The following is a 14,236-nucleotide window of genomic DNA, read 5'->3' as shown; positions in this document are numbered from 1 at the left end:
CGAGGGTCATGGCATTCCGCGCCGCCAGCTCGACCGCCTGCTGCCGGGAATCGCAGGCCCGCACTACCCAGCCCGGACGTTCACTGGCCAGCGCCAGGGCAATGGCACCCGTGCCGGTGCCCAGGTCCAGGACGCTTGCCTCCCCGGCAATTGGCAGTTCCAGCGCGGCTTCCACCAGGCATTCGGTATCGGGCCTGGGAATCAGGGTAGAGGTATCGACGGCAAGCGGCAGTGACCAGAATTCCTGCTGACCCAGCAAATGCGCCACCGGCTCACCGGCTGCCCGGCGTTGGACAAGACTCCGGAACTCGGTGGCGGCAGGGGCAGAAGGCTGGCGTTCCGGCCAGGCCCGGAAGCTGGTTCGCGTCCAGCCGGTAACAGAACTCAGAAGCAGCTCTGCATCCAGTCTTGGGGTATCGCCGCCAATGGCAAGTGCGGCAGATGCCAGGAGCCTTTCGCTGGTTTCCGGGGTATCAGTCATCGGCCAGCGCGGCCAGGAGATCGGCCTGATGCTCCTGTTTCAGCGGCGCTATGACAGCATCCAGATCCCCGGAAATCACCTCTTCCAGCTTATAGAGCGTGAGGTTGATCCGATGGTCGGTCACCCGCCCCTGGGGAAAGTTATAGGTCCGGATACGTTCTGACCGGTCACCGCTGCCCACCAGACTTTTGCGGGTGTCGGCGATGGATTTCTGCTGGCGTTCGGTCTGGTCATTCTGCAGCCGCGAGGCCAGAAAACTCATCGCCTTGGCGCGATTTTTATGCTGTGAGCGCTCTTCCTGACACTCAATCACTATGCCGGTCGGCAGGTGCGTAATGCGGATCGCGGAGTCGGTTTTGTTCACATGCTGACCACCGGCTCCGGAGGCCCGGAAGGTATCAACCCGCAGATCGGATTTATTGATCTCGACCGCTTCGGTCTCGTCCGCTTCCGGCATGACGGCAACGGTGCAGGCAGAGGTGTGAATCCGTCCCTGGGATTCGGTTTCCGGCACCCGCTGCACCCGGTGGGCGCCGGATTCGAATTTCAGCGTGCCGTACACCGCACTGCCCGCAACCCGGGCAATCAGTTCTTTATAACCACCGTGTTCGCCTTCACTCTGGCTGAGCACTTCTACCTGCCAGTGTTGCTTTTCGGCGTAACGCAGGTACATCCGGAAGAGGTCGCCGGCGAAAATGGCAGCCTCGTCGCCCCCGGTTCCGGCGCGGATTTCCAGAAACACATTCTTGCCATCATCCGGGTCCTTGGGCAGCATCAGGTGCTGCAGTTCGGTGTCCAGCTCCTCGCTTTTCTGTTCCGCAGCTTCAAGCTCTTCTTCGGCCATGGCGCGCATATCGGCGTCGCCGTCACGAGCCAGTTCGCTGGCTTCTTCCACATCCGCCCGGGCCTGCTGCCAGGCCTTGAAACAATGGACAACAGGTTCAATTTCTGCGAATTCCTTGGAAAGATCCCGGAATCTGTCCTGGTTGGCGATGGTTTCCTGGTCACTCAGCAACGCGCTGACTTCCTCGTAGCGCTCGTTGAGCTGCTCGAGACGGGCCTGAATGGATGGTTTCATAGCTTTTCCGGGATGTTCAGATCGTCGGCTTCGATCGAATCCAGTTGATGCAGTTCCCGCAACCACTCAGTCACTTCCATTCTGCCTTCGGTGGTTGCCTTGCGAACCTGGATAGAAGGCTCATGCAGAAGCTTGTTGGTAAGACCCCGCGCCATACCGCGCAGGACTGTTTCCGGATCCGCGCCGTTGCGCAATGCCCGCAGGGCCTTTTCGGTCTCGACATCCCGCAGGGTTTCAGCCCGCTGCCGGAACTGCTTCAGAGTCGATACCGCATCCAGCGCACGCAACTGGCTGAGAAACCTGTTGACGCCATCGGCGACCAGATTTTCCGCTTCGCGGGCGGCGCCTTCTCGTGAGCGCACATTCTCTTCGATGACCTGGTGGAGATCGTCCACCGTGTAGAGGAAGACATCCTCAAGCGAGCCTACCTCCGGCTCTATATCCCGGGGAACCGCGATGTCCACCATAAAATACGGCCGGTGCTTGCGCTTTTTCAGTGTGCGTTCAACCGCGCCTTTGCCCAGAATTGGCAAGGGGCTGGCGGTGGAGGAAATGATAATATCGACATCCGCCAGGTAATCCGGAATTTCGGAAAGCAGGATACCCTTGCCTCCCCGGGCATCAGCAAGCGCCTGCGCCCGCTCAAAGGTGCGGTTGGCGACCAGAAAATCTTTCACGCCGGCATCGGCCAGATGGCGGGACACCAGTTCAATGGTTTTGCCCGCGCCGATCAGCAGGGCTTTGTGCCGGGACATATCCGAAAAGATATGGTGCGCCATGCTTACCGCTGCATAGGCCACTGAAACGGGGTTTTCGCCTATGGCGGTTTCAGTCCGCACTCGCTTGGCAACGGAAAAGGTCTGTTCGAAAAGACGGGACAGAAAGCCGCCGCTGGCTTCGTGCTGCCGGGCCAGCGCATAGGCATCTTTCAACTGGCCGAGAATCTGGGGTTCGCCAAGAACCATCGAATCCAGCCCGGCTGCCACTCTCATGACATGCCGCACGGCCTCTGCATCGCGGTAAACATAAAGTGCTTCTTCCAGATCCCCCGCAGGCAGATCATGAAAACCGGCCAGCCAGCGCAGCACCGAGGGTGCGCAGTCGTCATCGCCGGCAAGATAGAGCTCCGTGCGGTTACAGGTCGACAGGATGGCAGCCTCGGAAGCGCCGGAAAACGCCTTCAGTTCGACAAACGCCTCACCCATGCGGTCGGGCGCAAACGCAATGCGCTCACGCAGCTCTACCGGCGCGGTGCGATGATTGATTCCCAGGGTGACCAATGCCATATCAGGTGCAAGCTGCCTTCTGCCAAGAAACGTCTGACGTTATTTTAACCGCCGGGAGCCTCTGCCGCCACCCGCAAGCCCGAAACTACGGACATATTGGGCAACCCCCGAAGCTTATGCCATCATACAGGCTTATCGTCTACCGGCTCACCTTACCATGGGATCTTGCATGCAAAAGCCCGCTTTAACGCTTATTACCTGCCTGCTTGGCCTGTTAATGGCCGGTTGTGCCGCCTTCGACAGCCCCCCCGGCGCTGAAAGCAGTCCGGTCAGCGGGCAGACTGGCACACAGAGCAATGACACGCCGCAGGATCAGGCCAAACCAGCGCAGCCCTCCGAACAACAATTGGAGTACGCCGACTTCGAGCCTGACGTTCTGTATCTGCTGTTGTCCGGTGAGATTGCGGCCCAACGGGGACGTTACGATGTGGTACTGGCGAGCTACCTCAAGGCCGCCGAGCAGTCCAGGGATGCTGGCGTTATCAAGCGCAGCCTTCGCATTGCCCAGTCCCTGAATGCCGACCAGGCCCAGCGCCAGTTGGCTGACCTATGGCTGGAAATCGAGCCGGGAAATCTGCAGGCACACGGGATCCTGGCACTGCAGGCGGTCAAGCAGAACCAGCTTGAAACTGCACTGGGCCATATGGAAACCATCATGGATCTGGGCGGCGATGCGGATTTTGACAGTCTGGCCGCAATGGCCGGCAATTTACCCGCTGACAAACAGCAGGAACTGCTGGCGCTGTATCTTGAACTGGAGCAACGCCACCCGGATGACCTTGAGCTGCAGTACAGTATTGCCCTGCTACTGAAAGTCACCGGCGACCCGCAGCAGGGCCTGGCACAACTTGAACCACTGCTCGATCAGAATCCGAATTTTCAGCCTGCCCTGGTACTGAAAGGCGACCTGCTCTATCAGAGCGGGCAAAAAAGAGAAGCTCTGGATTACCTGCAGCGTAATACCCGCCGGTTTCCGGATAATCGCCGGATGGGCACACTGTATGGCCGGATGCTGATCGGCGAAGGTGAACTGAGATCTGCGCAGGACGAATTCAAACGGCTGGTCACCCGTTTTCCGGATGCACCCGGCCTGCAGTTGTCTCACGCACTGGTTGCCCTGGAAAATGGTGAAACCGGGGTCGCCCGGGAGGAACTGACACGCCTGATCGAACAGAACCACCACACCAATGAAGCGCACTATTATCTGGGCCGGATAGCGGACCAGAACGAACGCCGCGAGCAGGCCATTGACCACTATCAGAAGGTAGCGTCCGGCAATTACTACTTCCCCGCCATTGCCCGCGCCAGTGAACTGCGGGCGGAACAGGGTGAACTGGAAGAGGCGCTGGCCAACATTCAGGCCCTGCGCCAGGCCAACCCCCAACAGGCAGAAAACTTCTGGCAGCTTGAAGTGAACCTGCTCATCGACCATGGCACCGGGTCCGAGGCACTGGCGGCGGCCAATGCAGCGCTGCAAGAGTTCCCGGATAACATCCAGCTCCGTTACGCCCGGGCCATGCAACTGGACGCTGTCGGCCGTGCCGGTGATGCTGAAGCCGACCTCAGAACCATCCTTGCGGCCGAACCGGAAAATGCCGTGGCTTTGAATGCCCTCGGATACATCATCACCGTGCATTCCGACCGCTATGACGAGGCGCAGACACTGATTGAAAAAGCGCTGGCACAGGACCCGGAGAATCCGGCCATTCTGGACAGCATGGGCTGGGTATTATTCAAGCAGGGCAATTCCGAGCAGGCCCTCGATTATCTCACCCGCGCCTGGGAAGTATTTCCCGATCCGGAAGTGGCCGCTCATCTTGGCGAGGTGTTATGGCAGACCGGCAACCAGAGCCAGGCCCGGATCATCTGGGAACAGGGGCTCGAACAGGATCCCGATCACCCGGTTCTGCGTGAAACCATTGATCGCCTGACGGAGGAAGCACCGCAGTGATTTTACGCGCCAGCGTGTTGGCAGTACTGGTTGTGATCAGCGGCTGCGCGTCCATTGAGCTTGAACCCCTGCCGGAGGGCCTGACTGACCGCCAACCCGACAGCTGGACGGAACGCCAGAATCGCCTTGATCAGTTCACCCGGTGGCAGCTTTCCGGAAAACTGGCGGTTCGACAACCCTCCGATAGCGGCACTGCAATCATTAACCACTGGACGCAGAACGGAAATCACTACGACATCAGGCTTTCTTCATCGTTTCTTGGCATGGGTAGCACCCGCCTTCGGGGAACAGCCGATTTTATTGAACTGACCATGCCCAATGGTGACCGTTATCAATCCGGTGATCCGGAGGCCCTGGTTGAAGCCGCAACCGGCTGGCAACTGCCCCTCGGCAATCTGACCCGCTGGATCAAAGGCCAGCCCGGCACTGAGGGCAGTTACCGATTGCTGTTCGACGATCAGGGCCAATTGGCGCTGATCCTGCAGCAGGGCTGGGAAATCCGCTATGATCGCTGGCGGCGGTTTGTCGAGAACCACCCCCTGCTGCCGGCCCGCCTGACCGCTGTAAAAGACCAGAAGCGCGTCCGTCTGGTGGTGTCAGACTGGGAGACTCAGGGGGACGGATCACCGTGATGAGCCTGACCCTGCCATCGCCGGCCAAGCTCAATCTGTTCCTTCACATCCTCGGGCGGCGGGAAGACGGCTATCACGAGCTTCAGACTCTGTTCCAGTTTCTGGACTTTGGTGACGAACTTACCTTTGAGCCGGAATCCGCTGGGCAGATAACCCTGACCGAACCGCTGCCCGGCGTCGCCGACCGGGACAACCTTGTCTACCGGGCCGCACGGCTGCTGACAGAGGCAGCCACAAGACCTGTGCCCGGTGTGCGCATCAGCATCAACAAGCGACTCCCCATGGGCGGGGGCCTGGGTGGAGGCAGTTCCAACGCGGCCACAACGCTGCTTGCCCTCAATCATCTATGGTCACTTGGGATGGATCTGCAGCAACTGGCGGATCTCGGTCTGGGCCTGGGTGCAGACGTGCCAGTATTCGTTCGGGGACACGCGGCCTGGGGCGAAGGCGTCGGCGACAAACTGACGCCGGCCAACCCTCCGGAGGACTGGTATGTCATTCTCAAACCCGATTGCGACATCAGCACCCGAGAGATTTTTTCCAAGCAAGGGTTGACAAGAAACACCCCCAGAATCAAAATAGCGCCCGCTTTTGAGGGAGACGCCCCGAGGTACCGAAACGACTGTGAGGATGTAGTTCGCAGACTTTATCCAGAGGTTCGTCAAGGCCTGGAATGGCTGTCACAATTCGGACCTGCAAGGTTAACCGGAACCGGTGCTTGCATATTTGGACGTTTCCCAACAGAATCCGAGGCCCGGAACATCTGGGCAAGTAAACCCTCCGGCATTAACGGGTTCGTCGCTAAAGGGGTGAATATCTCACCACTTCACAGCAAGCTGACAGAGCTGAACTGATGCCAAAAAAGCACGTTACTGGGGTGTCGCCAAGTGGTAAGGCAACGGGTTTTGATCCCGTCATGCGCAGGTTCGAATCCTGCCACCCCAGCCATCTTTCTCCCGCTTCTTCTGAATCAACCGCCGATACCAAGAAGGATGCCGTCGTGTCCAAACTGATGATTTTCACCGGCAATGCCAATCCAGAGCTTGCCCGAGCCATCGCCCAGAAACTTCACATCCCCATGGGCCAGGCCACCGTTGGAACCTTCAGCGACGGCGAAACCACCGTCGAAATCAACGAGAACGTCCGCGGTCATGATGTATTCATCATCCAGCCAACCTGCCACCCGACCAACGATAACCTGATGGAGCTGATCGTCATGTCAGATGCTCTGCGGCGGGCGTCGGCAACCCGGGTGACGGCGGTGATTCCATACTATGGCTATGCCCGTCAGGATCGCCGGGTCCGTTCGACGCGGGTTGCCATAAGCGCCAAAGTGGTTGCTGACATGATTTCCAGCATCGGCGTTGACCGGGTGCTGACCGTTGACCTGCACGCCGATCAGATCCAGGGCTTTTTCGATATTCCGGTGGATAACATCTACGCTACCCCGGTGATGTTGCAGGACATCGAGAAGCAACGGTTCGAAAATTTCGTGGTGGTTTCACCCGACGTCGGCGGTGTGGTTCGTGCCCGCGCCGTTGCCAAGAAGCTGGACGACGCCGACCTGGCCATCATCGACAAACGGCGACCCAAGGCCAACGTATCCCAGGTCATGCACATCATCGGGGATGTCAAAGACAAGACCTGCATTCTGGTGGACGACATTATTGACACCGCCGGTACTCTTTGCAAAGCCGCCAACGCGCTGAAAGAGCAAGGTGCAGAAAAAGTAATTGCGTACATCACTCATCCCGTGCTCTCCGGACCGGCCGTTGACAATATCAATGCCTCGCAACTTGACGAGTTGATCGTGTGCGACACCATTCCGTTACGTGACAAAGCCAGGAACTGTGATAGAATCCGCGTCCTCGAAATGGCAGGACTGCTGGCCGAATCGATCCGTCGGGTCAGTAACGAAGAGTCGATCAGCGCCATGTTCGATAATGTCTGACGGGTGAAGCCGATTCGCGTCGGTCAGGCATAACAGGCAGTACCGGGTCGGGAGCCTAAACGGCTCCCGAGTCTTTTAGTCAGCCGGAAAACCCGGCTTTTCAGAAACATCATCTGATTTCCAGCCTGGTCGCGGGCCCTTCAGGTGACGATTGAGGTTAATACCATGTCTCAGGAATATGTAATTGAAGCATTTCCTCGTGGCGATCAGGGGAGAGGTGCGAGCCGCCGCCTGCGTCGTGAGGAAAAAAAGATTCCGGCCATTATCTATGGCGGAAACAAGGATGCCACCAGCATCTCGATCTGGCACAACGAGCTGAAGAAAGCGCTGGAAAACGAAGCCTTCTTTGCGCACATTCTGACCATTGAGCTGGAAGGCAAGAAAGAAAGCGTGATTCTGAAAGATCTTCAGCGCCACCCCTACAAGGCTCTGCTGACTCACGCCGACTTCCTGCGCGTCGACAAGGATCACGAGATCCACGTCAACGTACCGCTGCACTTTATCAACGAAGAAACCGCACCGGCTATCAAGCTCCACGGCGGCGTTGCACACCACCAGATCAACGAAGTGGAAATCATCTGTCTGCCCCAGGATCTGCCAGAGTATATCGAGATCGACATGAGCGGCGTCGAAATGGATGAGGTGGTTCATCTGAGCGATATTAAATTGGCGCCAGGCGTCCGTATCGCCACACTCGCCCAGGGTGAAGATTACGATCTGCCGGTAGTGGCGGTCCATAAGCCCCGCGCCGCGAAAGTCGAAGGCACCGAGGAAGGTGAAGAAGACTCGGGTGAAGAAGACGAAGACAAGGAGTAATTACTCCCGGACTGACGAGGACAGTGGCAAATGGCACAGGATATCGTCATGGTGGTCGGGCTGGGAAATCCCGGTCCGGACTATGAAAATACCCGCCATAACGCCGGCGCCCTGTTCGTCGAAGCTCTGGCCCGTGAAGCGGGCCAGACGCTCCGCCCCGAAAAGAAATTCCACGGACTCTATGCCCGTATTCGGTGGCAGGGCCTGGACCTGCATTTACTGAACCCGACCACATTTATGAATCGCAGCGGGCTGCCGATCAAAGCCCTGGCTGATTTTTTCGGAATTGCCCCCCAACAGATTGTGGTTGCCCACGACGACCTTGATCTGCCCCCCGGCACGGCCAAACTCAAGAAGGGCGGCGGCCATGGCGGACACAACGGCCTGCGGGACACCATCGCGCATCTGGCCACCAATGAATTCCAGCGCCTGCGCATCGGCATTGGCCACCCGGGCGACAGTCGCAGGGTCACCGGTTATGTTCTTGGCCGCCTTGGCAAGCAGGAAACCGAAGAACTGAACGCGGTGATTGATGAAATCATACGGGTACTGCCGGATGCAGCCAGCGGCAAACTCGCCGCCGCCATGAATCGCCTGCACAGTTTCAAACCGGTATAATCCGGCCAAATTTTCCATACCCAGCAGAGGCATTCCATGGGATTTAACTGCGGCATCGTAGGCCTGCCCAACGTCGGCAAGTCCACCCTGTTTAACGCGCTGACCAAATCCGGCATTGGCGCCGAAAACTTTCCCTTCTGCACCATCGAACCGAATGCGGGCGTTGTTGCCATGCCGGACCCCCGGCTGAACAGGCTGGCGGAGATTGTGAAACCGGAAAAGGTCGTGGCAACCACCATGGAATTCGTGGATATTGCGGGGCTGGTCGAAGGTGCGTCAAAGGGCGAGGGGCTGGGCAACCAGTTCCTCGCCAACATTCGCCAGACCGACGCCATTGCCCACGTGGTGCGCTGCTTTGAGGACGGCAATGTCATTCACGTTGCCAACAGGATCGATCCGGCTTCCGACATTGAGGTGATCAACACCGAACTGGCCCTGGCCGACCTGGAAACCGTCGAAAAGGCGATCAAGCGGGTCCAGCGCGTGGCCAAGGGCGGGGACAAGGAAGCCAGGGCCCAACTGGAGATGTTTGAGCAGCTGATGCCGGTGCTTAACGAGGGCAAACCGGTACGCAGCATGAATCTCGACCGCGACCAGATGGCGCTGATCCGTGAACTCTGCCTGCTGACCGTCAAACCGACCATGTACATCGCCAACGTCAGCGAAGACGGCTTTGACAACAATCCACACCTGGACACCGTGCGGAAAATTGCCGACTCTGAAAATGCGGTCGTTGTACCCATCTGCAACAAAATCGAAGCTGAAATCGCTGAACTGGAAGACGATGAGAAGTCCATGTTCCTGGAGGAAATGGGCATGGACGAGCCCGGCCTCGACCGCGTCATTCGCGGCGGCTACAGCCTGCTGAACCTGCAGACCTATTTCACCGCCGGCGTCAAGGAAGTCCGCGCCTGGACCGTCAAGGTCGGCGCAACCGCGCCCCAGGCGGCTGGTGTGATCCACACTGACTTCGAACGCGGCTTTATCCGGGCGGAAGTCGTCAGTTACGACGACTTTGTCAGGTACAACGGCGAAGCCGGAGCCAAGGATGCCGGCAAGTGGCGGCTGGAAGGCAAGGACTACATCGTAAAGGATGGTGACGTCATCCATTTCCGTTTCAACGTCTGACGGGCGGGATTTCAGGGAAAAACCCGCCGACAGTCTTGACAGGCAGGGCGCAAATCACGAGAATACGCGCCTCGTTCGGACCCGGTTTCATCACCTGAGTCCCCGACGAGATGGCAAGGTAGCTCAGTTGGTTAGAGCACGGCACTCATAATGCCGGGGTCGGCGGTTCGACTCCGCCCCTTGCTACCAATATTAAAAAAGCCTGGTTCGAAAGAGTCAGGCTTTTTTAATATCCGCCAGCAGGAGTTAAACCGCCGAAGGCGGTACGACCGGAGCACGCTTGCGTGCAGAGGAACGTCGGAGCGCAGCGACGACGGCCCGAAGGGTGAAGCCGCAGGCCGAATACTCCGCCCCTTGCTACCAGAATTAAGAAAGGGTCCTCGCGTAAGTGTGGGCCTTTTTTGTGCCCGGCACCCGGCACACCCCCTTCTCTCGGTATCGTTAATGGACTAAGCTCCGGTGTATTTGTCCCGGGAGCTGTTCATGCACGAATCCGACATCGTTTCAGGCCTGTCCATTGACCGGCTGGAGAGAATCCCCCGCCACCTTGACGAACACTACATCCGGCCTGGCAGAATGCCCTGCGCCGTGACCCTGGTAGCACGCCACGGGAAGGTGGTCTGGTCCCGGGCCCAGGGCCTGATGGATATTGCAGGCGACAAGCCGGCACAGCGGGACACTGTGTTCCGAATCTATTCCATGACCAAGCCGGTCACCTCCATTGCCATGATGCAGCTGTATGAGCAGGGTCGCTTTCTGCTGGATGACCCGGTGCATAAATACCTTCCGGCCTGGAAGAACCTGAGAGTCTACAAATCCGGGCTCTGGCCCGGTTTCGAGACTGAGCCCGCCACATCCACCATGACCATCCGGGATCTGCTCACCCATACCTCAGGGCTTACCTATGGATTTCTCAACCGGACCAACGTGGATGCGGCCTACCGCGAGCTCAAGCTTGATGGCAGTGGAAACCTGACCCTGGACAAGCTGGTTGACCGGCTTGCGGAGCTGCCTCTGGAATTCTCTCCGGGCACTGCCTGGAACTATTCCGTGTCCACCGATGTGGTCGGTTACCTGGTGCAACTCTTGTCCGGACAGCCGCTGGACGAGTACTTCCGCGAGCATATTTTCGAGCCTCTGGGAATGTCGGACACCGGCTTCAAGGTACGCGAGGACCAGCTTGAGCGCTTCGCCGCCTGCTATCTCCACCAGCCGGACAATACCATGAAACTGCAGGATGACCCGGCGCGCTCCAGATACCGGAAAACCCCCCATTTTTTCTCCGGCGGGGGTGGCCTGGTCTCCACCGTGGATGACTACCATGCCTTTGCCCAGGCACTCTGCCAGGGCGGCGAATACCGGGGCCAACGGATCATCGGCCGCAAGACCCTGGAATTCATGCGCAGCAACCATCTTCCCGGCAATCAGGATCTGCCATCCTTGTCGGTAGGCGCGTTCAGCGAGACACCCTATGAGGGCAGTGGTTTCGGTCTCGGCTTTTCGGTCAAGACGGATGTCGCCAGATCCCACGCCAATGGCTCAGTGGGGGAATACGGCTGGGGAGGTCTGGCCAGCACCACCTTTTTTGTCGACCCGGTCGAAGACATGGTGGTCGTATTCATGACCCAGCTCATGCCTTCGTCGGCCTACCCCGTTCGCCAGCAACTCAGAGCCATGGTTTACGGCGCTCTGGTATGACTTAAGTTGTGGCATACTGACCAGCGGAACAATAATCCCGACCATCCACCAGCAAGGACTGTTGCAATGAAACCGGAAACTCTGGCCCTCCATGCGGGCTTCCACGGCGATCCCGCCACCAACGCGGCTACTACCCCGATCTACCAGACCACGTCCTACACCTTCGACGACACCCAGCACGGGGCCGATCTTTTTGATCTGAAAGTGCAGGGCAACATCTACACCCGCATCATGAACCCCACCAATGCTGTTCTGGAAGAACGCATGGCGCAGCTTGAAGGCGGTGTGGGAGCGCTGGCTGTGGCATCGGGCATGGCCGCTATTCTTTATGCCCTGCAGACCATCTGCAAGGTCGGCAACAACATTGTCAGCACCGGCCAGCTCTATGGCGGCACTTACAACCTGTTTGCCCACTCGCTGCCAAATCAGGGCATCACCTGCAAAATGGTAGGCCACGACGATTTCGACGCGGTGGAAAACGCCATTGATGACAATACCCGCGCACTGTTCTGCGAATCCATCGGCAACCCGGCCGGCAACGTCGTCGATATTCAGCGTTGGGCAGAGATTGCCCACAAACACGGCATTCCGCTGATTGTCGATAATACCGTGGGGACACCGTTCCTGTGCCGCCCGATCGAGCACGGCGCGGACATCGTGGTGCACTCACTCACCAAATATATCGGTGGTCACGGCACCACGGTTGCCGGTGTGGTCGTGGATTCCGGCAAGTTCGACTGGGCCGCCAACAAGGCGAAGTTCCCCATGCTCAACGAGCCAGACCCGTCCTATCATGGCGTGGTCTACACCGAAGCACTGGGTGCGGCTGCCTTCATCGGCCGCTGCCGCGTGGTTCCACTGCGCAACACCGGTGCGGCCCTGGCCCCGTTCAATGCGTTCCTGATCATGCAGGGCCTCGAGACCCTGGCGCTGCGCATGGAGCGACATTGCGAGAACGCCGAGAAGGTGGCCCAGTATCTGCAGGGGCACCCCTCCGTGGAATGGGTCAATTACGCCACGCTTACCGACAGCCCCTACAAGGCAACCTGCGAGAAAATCTGTGGCGGTAAGGCCTCCGGCATTCTGAGCTTTGGTATCAAAGGTGGCCTGGAGGCCGGCGCCAGATTTATTGATGCCCTGGAACTGATCTACCGTCTGGTGAATATCGGTGACGCCAAGTCCCTGGCCTGCCACCCGGCCACGACGACCCACCGCCAGCTTAACCCTGAAGAACTGGCCAGCGCCGGCGTCAGTGAAGATCTGGTACGCCTGTCCATTGGTATCGAGCATGTGGACGATATCATTGCCGACATAACCCAGGCACTGGACAAGGCGACAGGCTGACAAGAGCCTGCCGGGTGCGACCAATGTCGCGCCCGGCGCTGGCCGTGATTATCCTTATCTGCCTTGTAACAAAGCGGCCGCCGGATTACCCTTTCAGTTAATTGATACAGTTTTGCCCGAACTCATCCGAACCAGAGCGAGTCTCACCGCAATGAGTAACAGCGCCAAACCCCACGTAACCAGTGGTTCAAAATTCCGCAATGAACACGGCTTCTCTGCCATCAAGGACGGAATCAAGCGTTCAGGCTCGGGGATGATTGATACCGGAACGCAGCCCAAGCCCTCGTGGTTAAGAGTTCGCATGCCAGCCGGAGATCGTTATGAGGCGGTTCGCGACAATGTCAATCAACACCGTCTGAGCACGGTCTGCCAGGAATCCCACTGCCCCAATATTGGCGAATGCTGGACCAATGGTACCGCGACCATCATGGTGATGGGCTCTGTATGTACCCGGGCCTGCCGCTTCTGCGCCGTGGACACCGGCAACCCCAAGGGCTGGCTGGACCAGGAGGAACCGGAAAACACCGCCAAATCGGTAGACCTGATGGGGCTGCGGTACATTGTGCTGACCTCGGTTGACCGGGACGACCTCGATGACGGCGGCGCTGCTCACTATGCCGCCTGTGTATCCGCGATCAAGAAGCGCACGCCGCACGTGGCGGTGGAAGCCCTGACGCCGGATTTTGATGCGGTCATGGAGCACGTCGAAAAAGTGGTGGACTCCGGTCTCGACGTCTTCGCCCAGAACGTGGAAACCGTCAAGCGACTGACCACCCGTGTGCGGGACCCCCGCGCCGGTTACGAGAAAACCCTCAGCGTTCTGGCACATGCCAAGCAATACCGCCCGGACGTGCTGACCAAAACCAGCCTGATGCTGGGGCTGGGTGAAACCGAGGAGGAAATCCTGCAGACCATGGACGACCTGCGCGCCATTGGTGTCGACATCCTCACCCTGGGCCAGTATCTGCGCCCGACCGCGAACCATTTGCCGGTAGAGGCATACATTTCCCCGGAAGATTTCAACCGCTACCGCGAGATCGGCCTGGAAAAAGGCTTTATGGAAGTGCCGTCCGGCCCCATGGTGCGCTCAAGTTATCGCGCTGACAGGGTGTTCGAGAAAAACAACCTTGGTCTTGCCGTACCGGAAGTGCCCGCTTCCCGGAACGCACAGCAGATCCCTGTCAAGGCTGTTGACTGAAATCAGCGGCACTGCTGCCGGGATCAGGGACATTACCAAACGGAATCACAGTCAA

The 14,236-nt window shown here is 58.6% G+C and carries 13 protein-coding genes and 2 tRNA genes; 12 read left to right on the top strand and 3 right to left on the bottom strand.

What is annotated here, in order from left to right; genetic code table 11:
* The 3 genes from VJ956_RS03380 to hemA form a co-directional block, all read right to left on the bottom strand.
* The coding region (locus VJ956_RS03380; protein ID WP_324081656.1) for a HemK/PrmC family methyltransferase at positions 1 to 481 on the bottom strand (481 nt) is incomplete at its 3' end.
* Positions 474 to 1,559: a peptide chain release factor 1 gene (prfA, locus tag VJ956_RS03375; protein ID WP_324081654.1), complete on the bottom strand. Its 1,086-nt coding sequence runs from the start codon at positions 1,557 to 1,559 to the stop codon at positions 474 to 476. The genes prfA and VJ956_RS03380, both read right to left, overlap by 8 nt.
* Positions 1,556 to 2,845, bottom strand: a complete 1,290-nt coding sequence (gene hemA / locus VJ956_RS03370; protein ID WP_324081652.1) for a glutamyl-tRNA reductase — start codon at positions 2,843 to 2,845, stop codon at positions 1,556 to 1,558. The genes prfA and hemA overlap by 4 nt, the downstream gene beginning before the upstream one ends.
* 169 nt (positions 2,846 to 3,014) lie before the next feature.
* Between hemA and VJ956_RS03365 the strand changes: the two genes are divergently transcribed.
* The 12 genes from VJ956_RS03365 to lipA all read left to right on the top strand — a co-directional run bounded on the left by VJ956_RS03365 (position 3,015) and on the right by lipA (position 14,181).
* The gene (locus VJ956_RS03365; protein ID WP_324081651.1) at positions 3,015 to 4,796 is read left to right on the top strand and encodes a tetratricopeptide repeat protein; all 1,782 of its coding nucleotides are present in this window, start codon (positions 3,015 to 3,017) and stop codon (positions 4,794 to 4,796) included.
* On the top strand, positions 4,793 to 5,428 hold the full coding sequence (gene lolB / locus VJ956_RS03360; RefSeq protein ID WP_324081649.1) for a lipoprotein insertase outer membrane protein LolB: 636 nt from the start codon (positions 4,793 to 4,795) through the stop codon (positions 5,426 to 5,428). The genes VJ956_RS03365 and lolB overlap by 4 nt, the downstream gene beginning before the upstream one ends.
* Positions 5,419 to 6,282 (top strand): 4-(cytidine 5'-diphospho)-2-C-methyl-D-erythritol kinase, encoded by an 864-nt coding sequence (gene ispE / locus VJ956_RS03355; RefSeq protein ID WP_324081659.1) that lies wholly within the window; start codon positions 5,419 to 5,421, stop codon positions 6,280 to 6,282. Before lolB ends, ispE begins: the two co-directional genes overlap by 10 nt.
* A gap of 19 nt (positions 6,283 to 6,301) precedes the next feature.
* Positions 6,302 to 6,376 (top strand) — tRNA-Gln (locus VJ956_RS03350).
* Between the two features lie 52 nt (positions 6,377 to 6,428).
* On the top strand, positions 6,429 to 7,379 hold the full coding sequence (locus tag VJ956_RS03345) for a ribose-phosphate pyrophosphokinase (protein ID WP_324081646.1): 951 nt from the start codon (positions 6,429 to 6,431) through the stop codon (positions 7,377 to 7,379).
* A 165-nt stretch (positions 7,380 to 7,544) separates the two neighbouring features.
* On the top strand, positions 7,545 to 8,195 hold the full coding sequence (locus tag VJ956_RS03340; RefSeq protein ID WP_324081645.1) for a 50S ribosomal protein L25/general stress protein Ctc: 651 nt from the start codon (positions 7,545 to 7,547) through the stop codon (positions 8,193 to 8,195).
* A 30-nt stretch (positions 8,196 to 8,225) separates the two neighbouring features.
* Positions 8,226 to 8,813 carry an aminoacyl-tRNA hydrolase gene (gene pth, locus VJ956_RS03335; protein ID WP_324081643.1) on the top strand — a complete coding sequence of 196 codons (588 nt, stop codon included), beginning with the start codon at positions 8,226 to 8,228 and terminating at the stop codon, positions 8,811 to 8,813.
* A 36-nt stretch (positions 8,814 to 8,849) separates the two neighbouring features.
* Positions 8,850 to 9,941, top strand: coding sequence for a redox-regulated ATPase YchF (gene ychF / locus VJ956_RS03330; RefSeq protein ID WP_324081641.1), 1,092 nt, complete (start codon positions 8,850 to 8,852; stop codon positions 9,939 to 9,941).
* 112 nt (positions 9,942 to 10,053) lie between these two features.
* A tRNA-Met gene (locus VJ956_RS03325) sits at positions 10,054 to 10,130 on the top strand.
* A 294-nt stretch (positions 10,131 to 10,424) separates the two neighbouring features.
* Positions 10,425 to 11,639, top strand: coding sequence for a serine hydrolase domain-containing protein (locus VJ956_RS03320; protein WP_324081639.1), 1,215 nt, complete (start codon positions 10,425 to 10,427; stop codon positions 11,637 to 11,639).
* 66 nt (positions 11,640 to 11,705) lie between these two features.
* Positions 11,706 to 12,983, top strand: coding sequence for an O-acetylhomoserine aminocarboxypropyltransferase/cysteine synthase family protein (locus VJ956_RS03315; RefSeq protein WP_324081637.1), 1,278 nt, complete (start codon positions 11,706 to 11,708; stop codon positions 12,981 to 12,983).
* 151 nt (positions 12,984 to 13,134) lie between these two features.
* A complete protein-coding gene (gene lipA / locus VJ956_RS03310; RefSeq protein WP_324081635.1) occupies positions 13,135 to 14,181 on the top strand; it encodes a lipoyl synthase in 1,047 nt (348 codons plus the stop codon).
* Positions 14,182 to 14,236 lie beyond the last annotated feature (55 nt).

The organism is Marinobacter sp. (assembly GCF_035268745.1).
GTDB lineage: Bacteria > Pseudomonadota > Gammaproteobacteria > Pseudomonadales > Oleiphilaceae > Marinobacter.
This window is presented reverse-complemented; position numbering and strand designations above follow the sequence as displayed.